The sequence below is a fragment of the Mycobacteriales bacterium genome (assembly GCA_035504215.1).
Lineage (GTDB): Bacteria > Actinomycetota > Actinomycetes > JAFAQI01 > JAFAQI01 > DATAUK01.
The window spans coordinates 45,144-67,191 of sequence record DATJSI010000062.1 but is presented as its reverse complement, the minus strand read 5'-3'; the positions used below and the strand labels follow the sequence as shown (position 1 = coordinate 67,191).

16 protein-coding genes are annotated in these 22,048 nt (G+C 67.3%); 9 read left to right on the top strand and 7 right to left on the bottom strand.

Annotated elements, in window-relative coordinates; all coding sequences use genetic code 11:
* Nucleotides 1-97 precede the first annotated feature (97 nt).
* Complete coding sequence (locus tag VME70_07895; protein ID HTW20115.1) at nt 98-334, bottom strand: hypothetical protein; 237 nt, start codon at nt 332-334, stop codon at nt 98-100.
* A 197-nt stretch (nt 335-531) separates the two neighbouring features.
* On the opposite strand from VME70_07895, the gene VME70_07890 reads away from it, so the two are divergent.
* The 3 genes from VME70_07890 (at nt 532) to VME70_07880 (ending at nt 4,721) form a co-directional block, all read left to right on the top strand.
* Entirely contained in the window at nt 532-768 is a 237-nt protein-coding gene (locus tag VME70_07890; GenBank protein ID HTW20114.1) for a hypothetical protein, read from the top strand.
* A 619-nt stretch (nt 769-1,387) separates the two neighbouring features.
* A complete protein-coding gene (locus VME70_07885; protein ID HTW20113.1) occupies nt 1,388-1,825 on the top strand; it encodes a CBS domain-containing protein in 438 nt (145 codons plus the stop codon).
* A 568-nt stretch (nt 1,826-2,393) separates the two neighbouring features.
* The gene (locus VME70_07880) at nt 2,394-4,721 is read left to right on the top strand and encodes an EAL domain-containing protein (GenBank protein HTW20112.1); all 2,328 of its coding nucleotides are present in this window, start codon (nt 2,394-2,396) and stop codon (nt 4,719-4,721) included.
* Nucleotides 4,722-4,788: 67 nt separating this feature from the next.
* Here VME70_07880 and VME70_07875 read toward each other — a convergent pair whose 3' ends face one another.
* Complete coding sequence (locus VME70_07875) at nt 4,789-5,931, bottom strand: glutathione-independent formaldehyde dehydrogenase (protein ID HTW20111.1); 1,143 nt, start codon at nt 5,929-5,931, stop codon at nt 4,789-4,791.
* Between the two features lie 278 nt (nt 5,932-6,209).
* Here VME70_07875 and VME70_07870 point away from each other — a divergent pair, with 278 nt between their 5' ends.
* Both VME70_07870 and VME70_07865 read left to right on the top strand, forming a co-directional pair.
* A complete protein-coding gene (locus VME70_07870) occupies nt 6,210-8,312 on the top strand; it encodes a catalase (protein HTW20110.1) in 2,103 nt (700 codons plus the stop codon).
* Between the two features lie 43 nt (nt 8,313-8,355).
* Nucleotides 8,356-8,901 carry a hemerythrin domain-containing protein gene (locus VME70_07865; GenBank protein HTW20109.1) on the top strand — a complete coding sequence of 182 codons (546 nt, stop codon included), beginning with the start codon at nt 8,356-8,358 and terminating at the stop codon, nt 8,899-8,901.
* Between the two features lie 84 nt (nt 8,902-8,985).
* On the opposite strand, the gene VME70_07860 is transcribed toward VME70_07865, so the two are convergent.
* Nucleotides 8,986-10,041: a winged helix-turn-helix domain-containing protein gene (locus tag VME70_07860; GenBank protein ID HTW20108.1), complete on the bottom strand. Its 1,056-nt coding sequence runs from the start codon at nt 10,039-10,041 to the stop codon at nt 8,986-8,988.
* A gap of 49 nt (nt 10,042-10,090) precedes the next feature.
* Between VME70_07860 and VME70_07855 the strand changes: the two genes are divergently transcribed.
* A complete protein-coding gene (locus tag VME70_07855) occupies nt 10,091-11,347 on the top strand; it encodes a hypothetical protein (GenBank protein HTW20107.1) in 1,257 nt (418 codons plus the stop codon).
* Between the two features lie 48 nt (nt 11,348-11,395).
* Here the strand turns inward: VME70_07855 and VME70_07850 are convergent, their stop codons facing one another.
* A complete protein-coding gene (locus tag VME70_07850) occupies nt 11,396-12,235 on the bottom strand; it encodes a class I SAM-dependent methyltransferase (protein ID HTW20106.1) in 840 nt (279 codons plus the stop codon).
* A 142-nt stretch (nt 12,236-12,377) separates the two neighbouring features.
* Here VME70_07850 and VME70_07845 point away from each other — a divergent pair, with 142 nt between their 5' ends.
* The gene (locus VME70_07845) at nt 12,378-14,435 is read left to right on the top strand and encodes a hypothetical protein (protein HTW20105.1); all 2,058 of its coding nucleotides are present in this window, start codon (nt 12,378-12,380) and stop codon (nt 14,433-14,435) included.
* 4 nt (nt 14,436-14,439) lie between these two features.
* On the opposite strand, the gene VME70_07840 is transcribed toward VME70_07845, so the two are convergent.
* A complete protein-coding gene (locus tag VME70_07840) occupies nt 14,440-15,726 on the bottom strand; it encodes a hypothetical protein (GenBank protein ID HTW20104.1) in 1,287 nt (428 codons plus the stop codon).
* Nucleotides 15,727-15,804: 78 nt separating this feature from the next.
* Between VME70_07840 and VME70_07835 the strand changes: the two genes are divergently transcribed.
* Both VME70_07835 and VME70_07830 read left to right on the top strand, forming a co-directional pair.
* A complete protein-coding gene (locus tag VME70_07835; GenBank protein ID HTW20103.1) occupies nt 15,805-16,320 on the top strand; it encodes a hypothetical protein in 516 nt (171 codons plus the stop codon).
* Nucleotides 16,321-16,371: 51 nt separating this feature from the next.
* Nucleotides 16,372-18,012 carry a hypothetical protein gene (locus VME70_07830; protein HTW20102.1) on the top strand — a complete coding sequence of 547 codons (1,641 nt, stop codon included), beginning with the start codon at nt 16,372-16,374 and terminating at the stop codon, nt 18,010-18,012.
* Nucleotides 18,013-18,025: 13 nt separating this feature from the next.
* Here VME70_07830 and VME70_07825 read toward each other — a convergent pair whose 3' ends face one another.
* Together VME70_07825 and VME70_07820 are read right to left on the bottom strand one after the other, a co-directional pair.
* Nucleotides 18,026-20,632 carry an Ig domain-containing protein gene (locus VME70_07825; protein HTW20101.1) on the bottom strand — a complete coding sequence of 869 codons (2,607 nt, stop codon included), beginning with the start codon at nt 20,630-20,632 and terminating at the stop codon, nt 18,026-18,028.
* Between the two features lie 172 nt (nt 20,633-20,804).
* The gene (locus VME70_07820) at nt 20,805-21,917 is read right to left on the bottom strand and encodes a YncE family protein (GenBank protein ID HTW20100.1); all 1,113 of its coding nucleotides are present in this window, start codon (nt 21,915-21,917) and stop codon (nt 20,805-20,807) included.
* Nucleotides 21,918-22,048 lie beyond the last annotated feature (131 nt).

The following is a 22,048-nucleotide window of genomic DNA, read 5'->3' as shown; positions in this document are numbered from 1 at the left end:
GGAGCGGCCGTGGCACGACCTGGACCGAAAACGACCGATCGGGTGGGCGCCCCTGATCGGACTGTGCGGACCACACGGTCACCGAAGGGTGCCCTTTCTAGGACTTCCGAGCGGTGGCCTTGCCGCCCTTACGGCCGGCGTCCTTCTTCTGGGCGGTGGTTCCACCCTGCTTCGCCGTTGATCGTCTACTGCCGGAGCTACCGCTCGAACGCCCGCCGCGACCAGAGGCGCCCTCGGAGTTCGCGATCCGAGCAGCCCGCTGCTTGGACATTCCCTTGTCCTTGAGCGCCTCGTACTGCTTCTCGTTCTTCACGTTGGCTGACTTGCTGGGCACCGAATACCTCCTTTTGGCGTGACAACGACGACATAGCCGCTTCCTGCCCCAGCAAACGCGTGGCCGTTCGTGCGACGCGTTCCGCGCGCGAGGTATGGCGGTCGTATGATCGGGTACTTCAGTAGCACGCGGTTGACCTATCAATATGGTCGGCTTCTGGGGGGGACGGCCGACCGGACGTACAGCTCGGGGTGCACATGGCCTCATCACAGTTAACCCATCGGACAGCCCTTGCGCAGGTCAGCAGAGCACTGCTCGCAGCGGTCGACACACTTCTCGCTGAGTTCCCTGAGGTGCCGTCAGCGATCGTCTACGAGAAGATCGGCGAAGCGCGAGGCACCGCCGCCGGACATCTGCCGGATCTCGCTGCCTATCAGCACGCGATCGAGACCGAGGCCCGCCGCCGGCTCCAGTACAAGTCGAAGGCCTCGTAGCACCTAAAGGCGTGCCGGGTCATCCGACGAGGAACGAGGGCTGGATGCCGCCGGTATGGCTGACCGCGCTCGCGTGGGCGGCGCTCATCATGGTGTTTGTCTGCGCAGGCCGCCTAGGGGCATGCCCGGTCCCGAAGAAGATCATGTAGCCCCAACGCCGCCAACACCTCGCCGATCTCCGCAGGGCCGCTGCCTTTGCGGGCCATGAACTCGCACACAGTGATCGCAGCGCGGTGGCGTATATCGAAGGACAGGGCCATGACTTCGAAATCCACAATGCGCTGATCTATCTCGGCGTAACCAGGTGGACGGGCGCGCATCGCGAGTCTCCTCTCTCCTTCCTGGCTGTCGTATCCAGCCTGGGCCGGCGTACTCGTCGCTCTGCGCATGTGCACGCGCCAACGCCATCGCAGGACATGTTTACGAGCGCCGTACGAGGCGACACACTCGTCGTGCAAGCACAGCGCCGGATCAATATCGCGAACGCCGTGCAACCCTTGCTGCGATGGACTTTCGCCAACCAGCGGTGCCAGGCTCTCGGCCGTAGCCTCCCCGGTCGGGCCCGGAACCCACCCCATCGACGACGCGATCAGCTGCCTCGCCAAAGTGAGACCCGGCCGTGAGTTCGGCACGACCGAGATACGTCAGCGAGGTCGCGACCGCCGCGGCGGTCAGCCTGTCGGCATTCGCGTCGCTCGCCGATGCGGCAGAGAAAATGGCCGCGGCCGGCGTCGCCGACGTCATCGTCTACGATGCCGACACGGTCCGTGGAGTCGTCACCGACTGGGACATCATCGTCCGTGCGATTGTGGAGCGCCGCAATCCGACCAAGACACGCCTTGGCGAGATCTGCCCGCGGCACCAGTTAACGATCGATTGCAGCGCGACCGTTACGGAGGCTATCGCCCTGTTGCACGCGCGATCGACGCGTCGGGCCCCCGTGATCGAGAACGGCAGGCCTACCGGAATCGTGACTGCTGCCGCGCTCGCCCACGCCAGATCGATTCCCGCCGATGGCGAGGACAGCAGCGTAAGAGCGCCGACTGCCCTCCCGTAAGACGGTCGGAGCCTCCTGTATCCGTACTGGGAGAGAAGGGCCTCGACCTCCATCAGTGGCGCTTACACCGCTCTTGCCGCTTCCTCCGGTGCTTGGCGGAATGTCCGCAATGGCGCTGGGTGCGCCGGGAGGCAGCGCTGGGAGACGCGATTGGCGCTCCCGGCGGCGTGCTCGCCACAGCGTCACAGTCGGTTTTTGGGGCGCGATCGCAACTCGCCGATGCACGCGGGGAGGCAGACGCACCGTTCGTGTCGACGCCGTTCCCATTGCCACTGTGAGCGCCGCATCCAGCCACCGTCGCGAGGCTGATGAGCAGGAGCGCGCAGCGCCGAGTGTGCATACAAAAGGGATTACCCGTACGAAGCGACGCAACACCGTCAGTGCACGTTCTCGAGCCGAGGCATCCCGCTGGACGCCAGCGTTGGGAGGCGCAACGGCGCGCGAGCTGTCCGCCTCAGGCCGGAAGCGAGACGAGGGTACCAATGCATTGACGCGGCCGATGGGCTGTTCGGGCTAGTCAGTCGGAGGTTCACATCGCCCGATAGGGCTCTAAGAGGTGATGGCCGGCGTGGCTGCTAGACGATGGTCGTCTAAAGGGTTCGATGTCGGTGTCTTCCTCGCCGGCTCAACCCTCGGCTTGTTCTGCGTACTGCACTGGGCACTCGCCGGCACGGATCGAAGCCTCCAGGCCGTCGCCGCCATCCCGCTGGTCGCCGTACTGTCGCGTTATCCGCTGGTGCTCCGTCCCAAGGAGGACACCGGCGACGTCGTGATCGGCTTCGAGGCCAGCGCACTCGTCTTCCTGGTGTTGACGGTGCCGGTGACCCAAGCGCTCGCCTTCTGGTCGATCGGCGAGCTCGCCGCACAGGCACTCACCCGAACCAGCATGCAGACGCGGCTGTTCAACATCGGCGTAACCATCCTCGGCGGCGGCGCAGCGGCGTGGGTAGCGACGCTTCGCCCGCAGCTCACGGTGTTGTCGCCGATGCGCCTCGGGCTCCTGATGCTCGGATGCTCCTGCTACTTCCTCTTCGACCTCCTCACGACCAGCGTGTCGTTGGCGATCGAGCACAGAACCTCGCTTCGCAGCGCAGCGCCATGGCGGTCGATGTGGCTCGGCCTGGCCTGCTTCGTCGGCGTCGACACCCTCGGCTACCTCGCCGCTCTGCTCGACCACGACGAGTCGACATGGACGTTGGCGCTGCTGCTCGTTCCCATCGGCACGATCCTCGTCGCGGTCCGTTCGGTCAGCCAGTCACACCTGGCCCAACTTCAACTGTCCGGCCTGTTCGAAGCGGCCACCGAAGCTCCGGACTGGTTGGATACCGATCAGGTCGAGCGGGTCCTGACCACCACGGCCCAACGGATCTTGCGTCGAACGAGAGTGACGTTCCGAGCCGAGTCGCCGCCCCTGCCGGCGATCGGTGCACTGGTGTCCTCGCCAGGAGCGCCCGACCGCTACCTGGTGGCCGAGCACACCCGCTCCCCCTACCGCTTCGACAACGGCGACCGCCAGACACTCACGGCGCTGGCCGCGCTGGGCCAGGCTGCGCTGCATCGTCAGCGCATGACCGAGGAGATGACCTACCTCGCTCGTCACGATGTGCTCACCGGACTGGCGAATCGAGTCCTGCTCGCCGAGCGGCTCGACCACGCGCTGTCCCACCGCCGTACGACGGTCGCCTTGCTGTACTGCGACCTAGACGGGTTCAAGGCGATCAACGACCGGTACGGGCACACTGTCGGCGATCGGCTTCTCGTGACCGTCGCGCAACGACTGAAGGACCTGTTGCGAGCGGGAGACACGGCCGCCCGGATCGGCGGAGATGAGTTCGCCATCCTCGTCGACGACGCGGGAACCACCGCGCACGCCGAACAGATCGCGGATCGAATCCTCGAATCTCTGCGGCGACCCTTCCACATCGACGGCGCGACGTTGCGGATCGGAGTGAGCATCGGGATCGCCGTATCGTCAGGTGCCGAGACCGGCGAGGAGCTGCTTCGCGACGCCGACACCGCGATGTACTACGTCAAGTCGCGGCATCGCGGCGGGCTCTACCTGTTCCACACCGACCTGCGCAGCGAGACCCTGCGCCGCCTGGAACTCCAGGACGACCTTCGCCAGGCCATCGACGAGGACCGGATCGAGGTCCACTACCAGCCGGTCGTCCAACTTGCCACCGGACGAGTGGAAGGCTTCGAAGCTCTCGCCCGCTGGACTCATCCCAGGCTGGGCGCGATCAACCCGGAGGTGTTCATCCCGCTGGCCGAGCAGATGGGACTCATCTCCCGGCTCGGGCATCAGGTGCTCCGCAAGTCGGTCGAGACCGCGCGCGAGATGGCGATGCAGGCCGAGCGTGCCTTCAGCATCGCCGTCAACGTCTCGCCCCTCCAGCTCGAAGACGCCGACCTGGTTCCTGAGGTCGCCAACCTCGCGCGCGCGTACCCGCTCGTCAGCCTCGTTCTCGAGCTCACCGAATCCACCATGATCGGCGACAGTGTCGCGCTCGACGCGTTGACCGCGCTACGCGACGCGGGCGCCGTCCTCGCGGTCGATGACTTCGGTGTCGGCTACAGCTCGGTGTCCTACTTGCACCGGCTGCCGGTGGACATGATCAAGGTGGACCGCTCCTTCGTCAGCGGCATGAGCGACCCTCGCACCGTCGTTCTGGTCGAGGGAATCATCGCCATGGCCACCGCGATGAACCTCGGTGTCATTGCCGAGGGCATCGAGGACACCGCCGCGGTCGGAACGTTGGCCATCATGGGATGCCAGCTGGGTCAGGGCTTCTTGTTCGGGCGACCGCTGCCTCGCGACGAAGCAATCAGCATGGCCAGGCAGGGCCTGCTCAGCCCACTCCGCGACCTGCAGATGGCGGTCGCCGAACCCGCGTGACGCCGCAGCCGGGCTCGGACATCACGTTGTCACCAGCGTTGCCCGTGCCCGCCCGGCTGCGTGGACGTTACGCGGCGCGCGGGTGGAGCAGCACCTTCGTGTAGCCGTCCTCACGCTTGTCGAACCGCGCGTACGCGTCGGTGGCCTCGTCGAGGCTGACCTCGTGGGAGACGATCACGGACGGACGGGCCTGATCGCGGATGATCAGGTCCCGCAGGTAGCGGTTGTACCGCTTCACCGGGCACTGACCCGTGCCGATGCTGATCCCCTTCGTGAAGGTCGTGCCGAAGTCGAAGTCGTAGCGGCCTTGCTTCGCGTGCTTGTTCGATGCGCCCGGGTCCTCGGGCTCGTAGACGCCGACCACGCCGATGCTTCCGGTCGCATGGACGCAAGCGACCAAGCTGTCCAGGACCATCGACGGGTGCTCCTTGCCGGCCGGGTCATGTGCCTGGTACCCGACCGCCTCGACGCCGCAGTCCACTCCGAACCCGTCGGTGGCGTCCATGATCGTCTCCACCGCATCGACATCGTCGAGATTGACCGCAGTCGCACCGATCTGTTCGGCCAGCGCCAGCCGGTCGGGCTGGAAGTCGACGACAAAGGTTTGCGAGGCGCCGCGAATGTTCGCGCTCATCGCCGCCAACAGCCCAACCGGGCCAGCGCCGAAGATCGCGACTGTCTTGCCCGGCGTGACCTTCGCGAGCTCGGTTCCGTGGTAGCCGGTCGGGAAGATGTCCGAGAGCAGGGTGAAGTCGTTCTCCCACTGGCCACCGGGCGGGAGCTCGAGCAGGTTGAAGTCGGCCCACGGGACCCGGAGCAGCTCTGCCTGGCCACCCCAATACGGGCCCATCATCGGGTATCCGTAGCCTGCACCGGGCTGTCCGGACGGGTTCGCTCGCAGGCAGGCAGAGGTCCAGCCGTCGTTGCAGTTGCGGCAGGTGCCGCAGGCGAGGTTGAACGGGACCGATACGCGATCTCCGACCTTGATCCGTCCTACCGCCGAGCCGACCTCCACGACGATGCCCATGTTCTCGTGGCCGAGCACCATCCCGGCGTCCATCTCGACCCTGCCTTCGTAGGGATGCAGGTCCGACCCGCAGATGTTGGCGGTCGTGATCTTGATGATCGCGTCCGTCGCATCCTGGATCGTCGGGTCATCGACCTCTTCGACGGCCACCTCGAACGGTGCCTTGTAGACAACAGCCTTCATGGGCGTCCTTCCTCTGCTGCTGGGACGAGACTTGGCGGCTCAGATCCGCGCCGGTGCTCTGCTCGCGTCGAGTGGGTGCCTGCTCACCCAGGTGAGCGTCCCTACCCACCGCCGGGGTCAACACACCAGGTGCGACGGACTGCGTTCGTGTCCTCAGGGTTTGCTCGGCATGACAGTTGATCTTTGTTGATTCGCAAGGGTTTCTTGCCCGAGCTACGCCGTTTATGGACACCGGCGCTGGGCAGCCTCGATAGACACATCGTGGTCGAGGAGGCCTCATGCCGCCAAAGCGTCATCGCAGCCAGTCCGCCCCTGCGCCAACGAGCGAAACCGGGCAAGCGGCGAGCGGGCCATTGACCGGAGACGACCCTCGAGCGCAGACCGGGGACTACCTGACGACCTCGCAAGGTGTCCGTCTACCGGACACCGACCATTCACTCAAGGCCGGCGAACGCGGCCCGACCCTGATGGACGACTTCCACCTTCGGGAGAAGATCACCCACTTCGACCACGAGCGGATCCCGGAGCGAGTGGTGCACGCGCGCGGCGCGGCCGCGCACGGTTTGTTCACCGCGTACGGCGATGCGGCGGCGTTGACCAAGGCAGACTTCCTTCAAGAGGGTCGCGAGACGCCGGTCTTCGTCAGGTTCTCGACGGTGCTCGGCTCACGCGGGTCCGCTGACACGGTGCGCGACGTCCGCGGGTTCGCGACGAAGTTCTACACGCAGCAAGGAAACTTCGACCTGGTCGGCAACAACATTCCGGTCTTCTTCATCCAGGACGGGATCAAGTTTCCCGATGTGATCCATGCCGGCAAGCCGCACCCGGATCGCGAGATCCCCCAAGCGCAGACCGCGCACGACACCTTCTGGGACTTCGTCGGGCTGCACACCGAGGCGACCCACATGGTGATGTGGGCAATGTCGGACCGCGGGATCCCGCGGTCCTACCGCACGATGGAAGGCTTCGGCGTCCACACGTTCCGACTGATCAACGCACGCGGGAAGACCTCGCTGGTCAAGTTCCACTGGAAGCCGATCGCCGGCGTGCATTCGCTGGTATGGGAAGAGGCACAACTCGCCGCAGGCATGGATCCGGACTTCCACCGCCGCGACATGTACGACGCGATCGGCGCCGGCGTTCCACTGGAATGGGAGCTCGGCGTCCAGGTCATGCCGGACAACGCCGAGCAGGTCTTCAAGGGTATCGACCTTCTCGATCCGACGAAGATCGTGCCGGAGGAGCTCTGCCCGGTCCGGCTCATCGGCAAGCTCACCCTCGACCGCAACCCGACCAACTTCTTCGCGGAGGTCGAGCAGGTGGCCTTCCACACCGGCAATCTGGTCCCGGGCATCGAGGTCACCGACGATCCGCTGATGCAGGCGCGGCTGTTCTCCTACCTCGACACCCAGCTGATCCGGCTCGGCGGTCCGAACTTCTCGCAGCTCCCGATCAACCGTCCGCAGTGCCCGGTGAACGACATGCTCCGCGACGGCTACCACCAGTCCGCCGTACACAAGGGGGTGGCGCCCTACCGGCCGAACAGCCTCGACGACGGCCTTCCACTCGAGGCGGACTCGAAGCACGACGGGTTCGTGCAGACCCCACGGCAGGTGGCCGGCGCCAAGGTACGGGAGAGCCCGACCTCGTTCGACGATCACTTCTCCCAGGCGACGCTGTTCTGGGCCTCGATGAGCGAGGTCGAGCGAGATCACATCGTCGAGGCATTCACGTTCGAGCTCAGCAAGTGCATGTTCGACCAGATCCGCGAGCGCTATGTCGGGGTGCTCGCCAACGTCGACGCCGAGCTCACCCAGCGGGTCGCCGCGGGTCTCGGCCTCGCGGTCCCCAGGGCGGCGACCGCGCCGGCGAAGGTGAAGCCGTCCCCCGCGCTGTCCATGGTGACCGACGTGCCCGGCCCGATCGCCGGCCGCGTCGTGGGTGTGGTGGCGACGACGGACACGGATCTGGGCGCCATCGCGCGCATGCGCAAGAAGCTCAACGCGGACGGCGCCGTCCTGCGGGTCATCGCCGACACGGGCGGAAGCCTCGGTGAGGGCCGCGCCGCGCAGCCGGTCGAGCGCACGCTCCTCACCACGCGGTCGATCGAGTTCGACGCCGTCGTCATCGGCAACGGCATCGGTGCTCCGCTCGATCACCGCCTCGCGGTCCTGATCGCGGAGATGTACCGGCACTACAAGTGCGTGGGTGCCTGGGGCGACGGAGCGGAGGTTCTGGAAGCCGCAGGTGTCGACCTTGCGGCGCCCGGTGTCGTCACCGCGAAGCGGGGCGGCGACGACCTCGCCACGATGCTCACGGAAGCCCTCGGCAAGCACCGCGCATGGGACCGCACGCCGCACACGACTACGACATCTGCGTGACCGCCAGACAGACGTGACCGCCAGACAGAATGGAGGACCCGACATGACTCAGGACGGAATCGACTTCCTGCTCGACCAGCACCAGCAGGTCGAGAAGCTCCTCGACCAGGTCAAGAACAGCGTCGGCGAAGCCCGGCAGGCCAGCTTCGATGAGCTGCGTCAGCTACTCGCGACCCACGAGGCAGCCGAGGAGCTGATCCTGCGCCCCGTCACCCGGCGCAGCGTCGAAGGCGGGGATGAGATCGCCGACGCCCGGATCGCCGAAGAGAACCAAGCGAAAGATGTGCTCTCTCAGCTGGAGAAGCTCGATGTGGCTTCGGTGGAGTTCACCACCACCTTCGAGACCTTCGCGGCCGACGTGCAGAAGCACGCGCACAACGAAGAGACCTACGAGTTCCCGAGCATTCGCGCGAGCCAGGACTCGGAGGACCTCGCAAGGCTCGAGACGGCGCTTGCGACCGCGGAGAAGGTCGCGCCGACCCACCCTCACCCGAGCGCACGCTCGACCACGGCGACCGCCGTACTCGGTCCGTTCGCCGCGCTGCTCGACAAGGCCCGCGACGCGATCGGGAAAGCGACCAGCGACTGAGCGTGGGCCGGTAACGGAGCTAGCCCGCTCCGTGGTGGCTGGCGTTGACGACCACCCAAGCCGCGAGCTCTTGCAGCCCTTCCTTCAGTTGACCTGACGTGCGGGCGGTCGATGCTTGCGAAGCACGGTCGATGGTGTGCCGTAGTGCGGAGTCTCGAGCCCGGTTTCGCCGCCGTCGGCGGCGATGAGGGAGTCGCCGAGCGGCGTACGCCAGTAGAGAACCGTGCGCCCCGATCGCTGCCGGGCCACGACTCCCGCCTGCAGGAGCACCGACAGGTGGTTGCCGACCGAGCCCAGGGATAGACCCTCCCGGCTCGCGAGATGCGTGGTGCTCGCCGGAGTGCTGAGATGCCTCAGCAGGGCGGCTCGGTTTGATCCGATCAGGGCGGCTAGTCCACCGGACCGCCCTGCGTCGGTGGCTGCAAGGCGCCCAGCGACCGGGTAGTAGATCGCGTACGCACTCCTGGTCCAGCCGACCGGGGTCGCGTTGGAGAGCATGGGAATGAAGTGCAACTCCGCGGCGGTCGGCAGATAGCGGGTCGGGCGGTTATAGCGGTTGATCCGCAGCTGCCCGTCGCCCACCCATTCCCGGTCGCGGCCGAGGTCGCGCATGACCGCGGCCCAGCCATGGCTGGCGAGGCGACTGGTGCGGCCGATCACGTCCGCTTGAAGGATTCGCTCCCGCCGTTGCCAGTCGGTCTCGACCGTGTGGGTCCAGACCCAGTGCATCAGCTCGGCTGCCACCGGCGCGAGCCGAGCGGAGCGCATGGTGGTGGGCAACGGACGGCCCGCTGCCTCCTGCAGGTCCGCGCGCAGCTCGGCCTCCGGCATGCGCTCGACAGCGGCGATCTCGTCGTCAATACCCGCACCCGGTCGCTCGGGTGGAGCGCACAGGTAGTTCGCAAGCCAACCCGGCTGCCGGCCGCGAGGCGGCCGGGAGCTGTATCGGACGATCAATTCACTCCGCCGGTCGCGGGCCAGCATGGCGGCAAACGCCTCGTGGTGGGCGGCGTGGAACGCACGCTCGGTAGCGTCCGCCGGATTGACCAGCGCCGATAGCGCACAGATGATTTCGGCCTTCGCGGAGATCGTGAAACGGGCCTTCGCCAAGAGATCGGCCGGAATGTGCCAGGTGCCCATGTTTCGCCTCCAGGCGAAACAATAGACGGAGCCGTGAAGGCCCCACAGCATGATTCTTGTGCGTACCTACCGCGAGTTGTACGGCGTACCCGAGTTCCGCGTGCTGTTCGCCGCACAGTGCCTGGCGGTTGGTTCGTCGGCGGTCGGCAGCCTTGCGCTCGGCACGATCACCTACGCCGTAACCCACAACCCGGTGCTGACCGGGCTGTCGATGTTCGGCGGGCCGCTGGTGCGGCTGGTCGCGTCCTGGTTCCTGATCTCAGCCTCAGATCTGTTGCGGCCCCGGACCGCACTCGGGATCACCGCCGCCGTGGGCTGCGTCGCCGATGCGCTTCAGGCGATCCCCGGCATGCCGTGGTGGATGAGGTTCGTCATCCTCGCGCTGCCATGGGTCGCGATGTCCGCGACCGGCGGCTCCGCGCTCGCACTCGTCGCAGACATCCTTCCGCCCGGCAGCTTCGTGTTCGGCCGCGCCACTCTCAACATCGCGGTCGGCGGGATGCAGATCGTCGGCTACGGGCTCGCGGGCCTCCTCCTCCTCGAGCTCACGACCACGGATCTCTTCCTCGTCGCCGCCGGCGCATCCCTCATCGCACTCGTCATCACCGTAAGTGGAATCCGCGACCATCCGCCTCGGGCCACGAGCGATTCGGCAGTCCGTCGGGCGCACGCGGTCAACCTCGCTTTGCTGGGTTCCCGCATGCTTCGCCCCGTTTTTCTGGCCGGCTGGGTGCCGAACGGTCTGGTCGTCGGGTGCGAGTCGCTGTTCGTCCCGTTCGCCGGACGGCACGCCGGATACCTGTACGCCGCAACGGCTGCGGGCATGCTGCTCGGCGATGTCGTGATCGGCCGCTTCACCTCCGACCGGACCCGCGACCGGCTGCTCGAACCGTTGCGGTTCCTGCTCGCCATCCCCTACATCCTGTTCCTCGTGCACCCGTCGCTCGAGATCGGCATACCGCTCGGCTTCGCGGCATCATTCGGGTACGCCGCCAGCCTCCCGCTGCAAGAACGGTTGGTCACCTACACCGACCAGGGCGTCCGCGGGCAAGTGCTCGGCCTCAACTCCACCGGCATGATGGCGATGCAAGGCATCGGCGCCTTGCTCGCCGGGCTCGCTGCCCAGCACCTCGGCACCGGACCGTCAGCCGCAGCCACGGGAATCGGTGTCATGGGCTGCGCATCGCTGACGGTTACTGTCCTGCTCATCCCCGGGCTGCGTCGCACTCGCCTGGCGGCCGCTCACGCGGCCGGCGCACCAGCCCATCAACCCCAGCACGGCCATATCGACTCGCTGGTCACCTGAGTCACCGGTCGCCAGAGCCGCGATCTACTCCGAGCCACTCAAAGCGCTTCATTTCTTCACGGCGGTGGCGATGTTGGAGTGCATAACCGCCTCTACTGCCTCGCCCGCCATCACCGAGCTCAGGTGATGAGCGATCCGCTGGTCGAGAGCGGCTCGGTCTTCGGCGGGCATGCTCGCCACCTCGGCGGCCACCCCCGAGGCGGCGAGGCTGGCGCTCAGCTGGGCCACGCCACCCGGAAACACCGCCGTCAACGCTCGCTTGTCCACCTGCACCTCGGCGAAGCCGGCGGCGTGCAGCAGCTCCGCCAAGCTCGAGCCGTCCGACAGGCCCCACGGCCCGGATCGATACCGGTCGGCGATCTCGTCGCCGAGCTGGTCGCGCAGCGCGCGTTCGAGTGCCGCCATGCTCGGACACTGCTCGATCGTGGCCCACACGGCCACACCCAGCCGGCCGCCCGGACGAAGCACCCGGGACATCTCGTCGAGTGCAGCGACCCGATCAGGCATGAACTGAAGACCCTGCTGGCAGGTCACGATGTCGTGCGACTCCGTTGCGGCCGAGAGCGGCACCGCCGGTGACTCGACGTACTCGATCGGGGCAGCGTCCGGTTGGGGCGCCGTCGCTCGCGCGATCTCCAGCATGGCTGGGCTGATGTCGCAGGCGGTCACGCGTCCGGACGGTCCGAGCCGGACCGCTGCCGCCTGGGCGACCGTGCCCGGCCCGGTTGCGACGTCAAGCAGCTGCTCGCCCGGCTCCGGCTGGACCACATCGAGCATCAAGCGCGCCCATGGACGGAAGACCGCCTCTAACAACGTGTCGCGGTAGGCGCCCATCGCATCCGCGCTCCCGGCGCGAAACGCCTGTCCCCAGCCCGCGCCGGCAGTCATGGTGCGGACCTTAGTTGATCCGGCGTCGCCCGCGGCGACAGGCGGCGGGAATTTCTGGCATCCGACCGCTGTCAACGCGCGGCCCGTGCCAGGCGTCGGATAGACAGGTATGCAGGATCGGTCCACAACGGGGAGACACACGATGCGCCAGCGACGGCTCGGGACGACGGCCGCGGCAGCGGTAACAGCCGCCCTCACGGTATGCGACCTGATGCCGCCGGCGGTTGCAGCGAGCAACGCAACGCGCTCGCTCACACCGACCGGCGCCAGCACTCAGTCGGACGACGTACGAGCGCTGACCGGCTCCCCCGCGCTGCTGGTGTTCGACCGCCAGCACCGCCTGGCGCGCGACGTGAACCTCGGCGCGGCGACAGATCCCGATGGATCCGGCGACCATGTCCTCTACACGCGTACCGGCACCGGTACGACGAAGAAGCTCGCCACGGTGCCGACCACAGTCGAGTACTTCGTCAGCGGGTGGTCGCTGACCGGCTCCACCCTTGCGGCCGGCGAGAACAACGCCGACGACGGCTACCCGGTCTACACCGACGCGGTGGTCTGGACGGTCCCGAGCGGCAAGCGGACGACGATCCACCTCGCGGCCACCGACCAGTACCTGGCCGCCGCGCCCGGCGGGATCGTGTACTCGACGGAGCACGGAACGGTCAGAGAGCGCACCACGTCGGGCTCCACCGTCACGCTCGCCACCGCGCCGCTCGGTGTCACCCCGAGGCCGCTGGTGTTCGGCGGTGCGGGCCCGGACGGCGTCGTCGTCGGTGACACGACCGGCCAGGCCGCGTACATCCCGTTCGCCGCGCCGCATACCCCGGTCGTGCTCGACACCGGCTCGACCGACCCTGTCCGGTGCGCCGATGTCACCAGCACCTATGCCGCGTGCACCGGTGAGCCCGCGGAGGACGACGGCTACGGCGCGAGCGGCGCCTACCTGGTGCCGCTGGACGGGTCGGCTCCCACCGTCGCGCCCGAGCGCAGCGGCCAGCCGGCGGATGCGGCCGCGGTGGCCGGGTCCAGCCTGATTGCCGGATATCTCGATCAGGCCGACGCCGACCACGCCATCTACAGCCAGGACGTCTACACGCAGCCGGCCGGCTCGACCACGCAGACCAAGGCCGCGAGCGGGTTGTGGTCGGACCTGGTGTCCGCGACCGGTGTCGCTGTTGCCGGCACCGTCGACCACACCAGCCTCAGGGCGATCTCCTCGGCGGGCTCGGCGCAGACCGTCGTACCGAAGCGGGCGTCGCCGGTCAGCGTCGACACCTTCGCGCTGGCGTCCTCCCGGGTCGTCTACGCCGATGACCAGAAGGTCGGCTCGCGGCCCGGCAGGGTGGAGTCCGCGTTCGCGCGCACCCTGAGCACGAACAAGGGCCAGGCGCACGCGGGCAGCGCGACGTTGCTGAGCACCGGGACGGGCAAGGTCACCGGCAACCTGGTCGGGGCGTCCGACGCGATCACCGTCTACGCGACCTACGGCGGCAAGCCGGTCACCGTGACGCTGCACGTCCACAGCAAGTCCGGTGACACCGCGACCGTGCCGAACGTCCTCGGGCAAGGCATCCTGCAGGTGTCCGGCAGCGAGGTGCTGTTCCAGCGGACAGTCTCCGGAGGGTCACACGAGGACGTGTACGACGCGAACACTGGCAGGACCTACCTGGTCCGCAAGATCTCCGGCGGCATCGACTACACCGGGATCGCGCTTTGCAAGAACCACATCGCCTACGCCACCCGGCACGGCGCCATCTACCGCGAGAACTTCCGCACCCACCAGAAGGCGCAGCTCGCCAAGGCTCTCCCGCATGACGTTGGTGGTGTGCAGTTCTCGGTCTACATGCACGGCAGCTGGGTCGGCTGGAGCGCGCTGCCGGTGTCGCACGAGCTCTCGAAGCCGGAGAACAAGCTGCGCAACGCGCACACGATGAAGCCGGCGATCTCGCTGTCGCACCGGCTCTACTCGCTGACGTCGGCGGGTGCGCTGCTCGACACGACGGCGACATTCCGCGACGGGTTCTCGCAGCAGGGCCTGATCGTGAGTGCGACGTCGTTCTGGCTACGCAGCTACGACGGGCACACCAGGAAGCTGTTCGACCAGCGGACCTACCAGGCAGGCCCGGAGATCGCGGGCGGCCGGATCGCGTGGGCGGCCGACGACGGCGTACTCAAGGTGAAGCGCCTCCCGGGCTGATCGGCTAGAGAAGGACGGCGGCTCGGCCGGGCAGGAGCGGGAAGGACCGGTCGGCGCGCGACGGCATGATGTAGTTCGCGCGCCGGCGTACCTTGATGAACGCGTTGATGCCGTTGTGCTTGGTGGCCGTCACCTTCTTGTTGATGTTGTGGGCGCCGGTGGCGTTCATCGCGTTCCGGGTGACGACGAAGTCTTCGATCGAGTGCTGCACCGAGACGAAGTGCAGGCCCGCGTAGCCGTCGTCGGCGGTGTTGAAGTCGCGACGGATGATCAGCGGGCTGCCGTGCTTGCGGGCCTGGGCGGTGGCCTGGGAGTGCCCCACCTTGCCGTACTTCTTGATCGCCGTCACGATCTGCTTGGTGTCGGCGCTCGTGTCGGTCTTGTCCTCGATGATCTTCTGCACCCCGGCGGCGTCGGTCTGCGGCGAGTACATGAGCCCGATGCGGTCCTCCTGCGAGAGCTTGTCGTACCAGCCGTCGAGGGTCTCGCGCATGTAGCTGACGTGCATCGTGGTGCCGTCGGCGAACGGTCCGTGCTTGATCGTGACGGCGTCCTCGCTGGCCTGGTTCTTGCGCAGGCCGGACTTGAAGCCCATGAACAGCGGGGAGCTGTGCGGCACCGGGTGGCCGGACGGGATGCCTTTGGCGCCCTGGTGCGCGGCAGGAATGCCGACGCCGGTGAAGCCCGTCCGGGTCTCGCGCCAGTGCAGCGCGGTCTTGACCGAGAGCGAGCCGCTCACGCCGGGAAGCTTGTGCCCGTGCACCAGGGCGGCCTCGACCTGCTTGAGCCGCTTCTCATCGTCGCTGGCGAGGTGGATGCAGACGTCGTAGTTGTCGATCAGCGGGTGCTCGAAGCTGGACAGCTTGGTCGCCTCGGGAATCGGCGAGTGGACCCCGAGCAGCCGGAAGTAGCTCGGACCCCAGCTGACCGTGAAGAGAAGGCCCGTGTGGCCCCAGTGAAAGTGGCGTTCGAGAGTCCGCAGCCGCGACTCGAGCAGCCGGGCGTGGGCCGGCGTAGGAGTGCCTCGTACGTCGAAGAACAGCAGCCGGTCGTACTTCGGCGCATTCGCGTTGCCGTAGGGGTCCTTGGACAGGTAGTGGTGCCACGCGTGCTGGCGCTTGGGCAACCCGTGTGGCTGCTCACCGAGCGGCACCATCCGCGGTCGGGGCTCCGCGGACGCCTGCGTGGTCCCGAGCCCGACGGCGACCCCGCCGGCTGCCAACGCCGATGCCCCGACGACGAACCGCCGGCGGGTCAGGCCGGAGCCGTCCCCGTCCAAGATCTCTCGCATCCGCCGGACCATACACGAACCGGCGGTAGTCGATACGCTGCCGCCAGAGCCACAAGGACCGACCCTCAGGAGGCCGTCATGGAACGCCGCGCCACGCGCCGCGGAGCCGGAACACGCAGGCAGCTGGTGCTCGGACTGGCAGCGGCGGCCGCGCTCACGAGCACCGCCGTGTTCGCCGCCAGTGCGACGGCCGCAGCGGGCGGTCGGCCTTCGCACACCAAGCCCACCGTGCGGGTCGGCCACACCGACGTGGGACGGCTGGTGGTCAACGGTTCCGGCTACACGGTGTACATGTTCGTGCGCGACAAGCACGGCAAGGACGAGTGCCTGAAGATCAAGGGCTGTGAGAAGGACTGGCCGGCGGTCACGACCACGGGCAAGCCGGTGGCCGGCCCGGGGATCAAGAAGTCGCTGCTGGGCTCGATCCCGTACCGCGGCAAGCCCAAGGGCAAGCTGCGGGAGGTCACCTACAAGGGCCACCCGCTGCACACCTACCGGTTTGACACCACCAAGGGCTCGGTGATCAATATCGGAAACCGTCAGTTCGGCGGGGCGTGGTATGCGCTCAACCCCAACGGTGGCGTGGTCAAGTAGTCCCGATCGGATACGGCCCCGGACGAACAGCCGGAGCGGAGGGAGAACGTTGTGCCAGTGCGTCGGTTGAGGAGTCTTAGCTGGGCGGCGGTCGCGAGCTGCCTGGTGCTCGGGTTCGGGTTGACCGCATCGGCGGGCGCCACCGCGTTGCGGGGTGGCGGGTCAGCAGGCGCCACGGCACCGCGGGCGAGCGCGGCGCACGGCGTCCGCGTGCTGCGGGTCGGCACCTGGCACCACATCAAGGGGCAGTTCAAGACGATCCAGGCTGCGGTCGACCACGCCCGTCCCGGCGACTGGATCCTGGTCGCGCCGGGTGACTACAAGACGACGTCCAGCCGGGCCCCTAAGGGCCACTCCGACATTCCCTCCGGTGTCCTGATCACCAAGCCCGATCTCACGATCCGCGGGATGAACCGCCGGACGGTGGTCGTCGACGGCACGAAGCCGGGTTACGGCAAGTGCAGCAAGAAGGCGGCGGCGCAGAACTACGGCCCCAAGCAGGGCAGCTCGAACACCGGTCTCAACGGCATCGTGGTGTGGCATGCCAATGACGTCAATGTCGAGAACCTCACCGCGTGCAACTTCCTCAGCGGCTCGGGCGACACCGGCAACGAGATCTGGTGGGACGGCCTCAACAAGAAGAACAAGATCGACGGTTGGGGCTTCCTGGCGAACTACCTGACGGCGACCTCGACGTTCTATGACAGCGAGACCGACGCGGCGGCGTACGGACTGTTCTCCAGCGCGTGGCAAGGCGGCGTCTTCGCCCATGACTACGCGAGCAACTTCAACGACTCCGGCTTCTACATCGGCGCCTGCCACCAGCTGTGCACCCAGATCATCAGGGACAGCCGTTCGGAGTACAACGCGCTCGGCTACTCCGGCAGCAACTCCGGCGGCACGATGCTGATCGAGCACAACCTGTTCGACCACAACGAGGACGGCTTCGACACCAACAGCCAGAACGGCGACAACCCGCCGCCGCAGAACGGCGCCTGCCCGAAGGGAATCAAGCCGCCGATCAAGGGCGCGCACACCTGCTGGGTGCTCTACAAGAACCGTTTCATCAAGAACAACGACCCGAACGTGCCGAAGTCCGGATCAGCGGCGCAGGGACCGGTCGGGACCGGAGTTTCGCTCTCCGGCGCTCGCAACGACACCGTGATGGACAACACGTTCATCAGCAACGGCGCCTGGGGCACGATCGTGGTCCCCTACCCGGACAGCGGGCCGCCGTGCACGGGCGGCATTCGCAACGACCCGATCACCGGCCCCGGCAGCTGCCTGTACGACGAGTACGGCGACGCCCTGATCGACAACACCTACACGAACAACGGGTTCTTCGGCAACGCGACAAACGGGGCGTTCGACCAGCTCAACCTGGCCGGCCACGAGGCGACCGACTGCTACCACGGCAACAAGGGGAAGCTGAGCTCGGATGCGAAGTCGCTCGAGTCCTCGTACCCGAAGTGCAGCGGCAAGAAGGTGCCGGCCAACCTGAACATCACCTTCCTCAATGAGGTGCTGTGCGACACGCAGGTCTCGCTCTCGGGCTCGACGCCTCCCTGCGGGTCCGACGACCACTACCCGCGGCAGACCAAGGTCGTGATGCACCCGCTGCCGAAGCAGCTCCCGACGATGCCGCACCCCTGCGCAGGCGTCCCGAAGAACCCGTGGTGCCCGAAGGGGTAGCGCGAGCGGTTCGCTAACCCACGACCAGCTTGTACCTTCTGGTCGCGTCGTTCGCGTGCTTGGCGGAGTCGGTGACCTTGACGGTGAAGGTCGACGTACCGGCTGCGGTCGGCTTGCCGGAGATCGTGCCCTTGGCGGAAAGCTTCAGGCCAGCGGGTAGTGAGCCTGCGGTCTTCTTCCACCGGTACGGCTTCTTGCCGCCGCTCGCACCGAGCTTCACGTGGTAGGCCGTGCCCACGTTGGCCTTTCGCAGCGAGGTCGGGTGGATCGCCAGGTGAACGGTCAACCGGTAGGTGCGGCTCACGCTCGCCGCGGTCTTGGCCGAGTCGGTGACCTTGACCACGAAGGTCGAGGTGCCCGCGGCGTGCGGCTTGCCGGAGATCGTCCCCTTCGAGGACAGCTTGAGGCCCTTGGGCAGCGAGCCGGAGGACTTCTTCCAGTGGTACGGGCCGGTGCCACCACTGGCCGAGAGCTTCGCGTCGTACTTCTTGCCGGCTGTTGCGCTCGGCAGCTTCGCGGTTGAGATGGCGAGCCCGGCCGGGCCGGTGTGGCCGAAGATCTCGTTGCCGGTGTCGTCGCCCGCAACACACAACGACGAGGTCGGGCAGGACACCGCGTCCAGCCCGCTGAAAGGATCGGCGTGCGCCCGCTTCCACCCTGAAGCAGCGCCCTTGGGCGCCGACGTGCTGACCGCGTTGCCGGCCGCGTCGACAGCAACGCAGTGGGTGGAGCTGGAACACGAAACAGCGGTCAGGTCGTTGGCGGGGTTGGCGGCACCGACGATGTCGATCTTGACCCGCTTCCAGGTTGACGCTGCTCCGGTGGGCTTGGTCGACTCCTCGACGTTGCCGGCGGAGTCGACCGCGACGCACAGTGTCGTCGTCGGGCACGAGATGCCGTTCAGCCAGTTGATGCCAAGGTCGATATCGGCCGTCGATGTTGCTCCGACCGCGCCCGCAGAGTTCAGGTGGACGGTAGTGACCGCGCCACCCTCCTGCCCGGCGAAGCACAACGTGGCCGACGGGCACGAGACGCTTGCGTAGTGCACCAGCAGGTCGTTGTCGATCGGTGTCGTCGTCCACGCGCCGATGCCCCCGGTCGGGTTGGTGGACACCACGGCGTCGCCGGCGAAGTCCACCGCGACGCATAGCTTCGTCGACCGGCAGGTGATCGCGGTGAACCCACCTGCGTTGTCGACCTTGGCGGCCTTCCACGTGGGTGACCCGCTGCCCGGATCGGTCGACGTAAGGACGTTGCCGACATCGTCGACCGCGACGCACAGGCTGGTCGACGGGCAGGAGATCCCCTCCAGGAAGTACGAGCCACCAGGGTTGATCGCGATCCCGCTGTCGACGTTCGTGCTCCGCCAGGTCGCCGACTTGCTCCCGGGATCCGTCGACGTCGAGATATTCCCGGCGTCGTCGGCCGCCGCACAGAACGAGCTGCTCGGGCAGGAGATTCCCTCGATGTCACTCGATGCGGTGTAGCCGGTCGTCGTCCAGGTTGCCGTGTTGCCGTCAGCCGGATCGGTCGTACTGTCCGCCTTGGACCCCGCGCCGGTCACGACGCAGAGAGAAGCCGACGGCGTACAGGCAATGGTCTGCGTTGCGCCCTCGACGGCGGTCTTCTCGACCCAGGTCGGGCTCGACGTGCTGGGGTTCGTCGAGGTGAACACGTTGCCGAGCAGGTCGGTCGCGTCGCACAACGACGTCGTCGGGCACGAGACTCCGACCGCGTCGTCACTGGCCAGCGTGGTGTCGTGCCAGGTGGCGCTCGCACCGGAGGACGCATCGCTCGAGAGCGCCGCCTGACCGTGCTCCCCTACCGCGGCGCACGCCGACGTACCGCCGCACGAGACCGCGATGAAGTCGGTGCCGACGGTCGAGCCGACCTGATGAGCTGTCCAGCTCGTGGACTTCGGGTCCGTCGCGGTCCATACCGCACTGATCCCGCTGTCGTTCTCCCCGGCCGCGACGCACAGGGTCGTGGTCGGGCAGGCGAGGGAACCCGGTCCGTCGGACGACCCGAAAGCACTGACGGAATGCGGTGTCCAGGTGGCTTTGGCGCCCTTGCCCGGGTCGGTCGAGATCAGCGTCACGAGGCCGGTCGTGCCTCGTCCGATCGCCACGCACAAGCCGGACGATGGGCACGACACCGCGGTCAGATCCACGCCGCGATCCGCGGAGCTGAGCGACCAGGCGGCGATCCCTTTCGCCGGCGTGACGGAGCTCGCCACGTTGCCGTTGGAGTCGACCGCTACGCACAGCGTCGAGGACGGGCACGAGATCGCGTTGAGGGTCGGGTCGTTGGGCTTGGTGGGATAGTTCCCATCGACGTCGACGACCTGCCATCCGGCCGCCGTGCCGTGTTGAGCCCCGGGGTCGGTGGTCGTCTCGATGTCGCCGTACCCGACCGCCACGCAGAGCGATGCCGACGGACACGCCAGCGCCGTGATCGGCTCACCGGCCGAGAGCGGTGCGCCGTGGTCGATCGGGTTGACCGCGGACCAGGTGGTCGCCGCGGCGGCGGCCGCGGACGAGGGCAGGAATGCCGCCGGCAACCCCGCCGCGGCGAGCAGCGCGCCGATAGCGAGGGCTACTCCGAAACGTCGTGATCGCACCGTTCACTCCGATCCTCAGCCAGCGGTAGCGGCACCGTATCCAGCACGTTCCGCTGCCGTCTAGAGAAGCGAGAGTTGACCGAAAGGTCGCGTAAATCACGAACGACCGCGTCGCGCCGGCCGAGTCGGCAGCACGGCAATTCCCAGAAGTTGCCGGCGGTTCTCGTGAGGCCTACGTGCCGTGGATGACTTCCAGGCCGTTCGTGTAGTTCCCCGAGAGGTAGAGGTCGTTCGACGAGATGTATGTCCGGTTCGTGGCCGGGTCGATCGCCATCCCGGTCTGGCCCTGCTCCTCGCCGTAGTTGCCGAGAATCCGGCCGGTGCCGGTCTTGACGATCGAGACCTTGATGCCCCCCTGGTCCGCGCCGCTCCATCCGACGTACATCAGGTGCTTTGCCGGGTTCAGCGCGATCATGTTCGGATAGCTCCCGACCGAGATGGTCGTGCGGATCTTGTCGGTCTTCCCGTTGAGCACGACGACCGCGCCGTAGGCGTAGTCGAACACTACGTACACCCGGTCGGTGGTCGGATCGACCGCCACGCCGTACGCCGAGCTACCCGACTCCTCGGCGGGTTTGACCAGGCGCGTGACCTTGTTCGTCCTGCCGGAGATGACAGCCACTCCGGCATGGAAGTAGTAGGTCGCGCCGCTCCGCGAGCCCGGGACACCCTCGAAGGTCGCGTAGACCGTCCCCTTTCGCACGTTTACCGCGACCGCGTTCGGGTGGTGGCGAACCTTGATCGTGTGAGTGACGTGGTCGTTCTTGCCGTTGATCACCGAAACGGTGTTCGACCCGAAGTTGGCGACGTAGACAACGTTCTTCTTGGTGTTGACCGCGATGCCCAACGGGTCGTGGCCGACCTTCGTGGTGTGGGTGACCTTATTGGTCTTGCCGTTGATGACGGTGACCGTGCCCGAACCCGCGTTGGCGACGTAGATCCGGTCCCTGGTCGGGTCGACCGCCACGTAGCCGGGTTCCTTGCCCGAGTCGGCGATGGTCGCGGTCACCTTGCGGGTCGCGCCGTCGATGACCGAGACCGTTCCTGCGCCGCTCTCGTAGATGGTGTCCGTCTTCGGATCGACCCCGACTCCACCGCCACCGTGCGGCACGACGATGAACGAGTACGTCGGAACCCCCGCCGCCCCGGCCGGCGTACCCATGAAGGCCACGCCGGACGAAGCCAGCGCCAGCACCGCCGCGCCGCACACGACCCGGCGTTGCCGGCCAGCGCGGCCGACCCGCCACGCACCCGCCGAACGGTTCAGCGTCAACGAAACAGACATTGGTCCCCCCATCACCGGACGCGGCGAGGAATGCTCGCACAGCCATCGGCACCCCTGCAACACGGGCGATGCAGGGGCGATGCAGGGCCGTGCATGGACAGCGAACCGGGCTTCGACCTCGTGATCCGACG

Coding starts and splice junctions, on each gene's coding strand:
- VME70_07890 (HTW20114.1), top strand. CDS start 532: ATGGCCTCATCACAGTTAACCCATCGGACAGCCCTTGCGCAGGTCAGC.
- VME70_07875 (HTW20111.1), bottom strand. CDS start 5,931: ATGAAGGCTGTTGTCTACAAGGCACCGTTCGAGGTGGCCGTCGAAGAG.
- VME70_07870 (HTW20110.1), top strand. CDS start 6,210: ATGCCGCCAAAGCGTCATCGCAGCCAGTCCGCCCCTGCGCCAACGAGC.
- VME70_07865 (HTW20109.1), top strand. CDS start 8,356: ATGACTCAGGACGGAATCGACTTCCTGCTCGACCAGCACCAGCAGGTC.
- VME70_07860 (HTW20108.1), bottom strand. CDS start 10,041: ATGGGCACCTGGCACATTCCGGCCGATCTCTTGGCGAAGGCCCGTTTC.
- VME70_07855 (HTW20107.1), top strand. CDS start 10,091: ATGATTCTTGTGCGTACCTACCGCGAGTTGTACGGCGTACCCGAGTTC.
- VME70_07850 (HTW20106.1), bottom strand. CDS start 12,235: ATGACTGCCGGCGCGGGCTGGGGACAGGCGTTTCGCGCCGGGAGCGCG.
- VME70_07845 (HTW20105.1), top strand. CDS start 12,378: ATGCGCCAGCGACGGCTCGGGACGACGGCCGCGGCAGCGGTAACAGCC.
- VME70_07840 (HTW20104.1), bottom strand. CDS start 15,726: ATGCGAGAGATCTTGGACGGGGACGGCTCCGGCCTGACCCGCCGGCGG.
- VME70_07835 (HTW20103.1), top strand. CDS start 15,805: ATGGAACGCCGCGCCACGCGCCGCGGAGCCGGAACACGCAGGCAGCTG.
- VME70_07820 (HTW20100.1), bottom strand. CDS start 21,917: ATGTCTGTTTCGTTGACGCTGAACCGTTCGGCGGGTGCGTGGCGGGTC.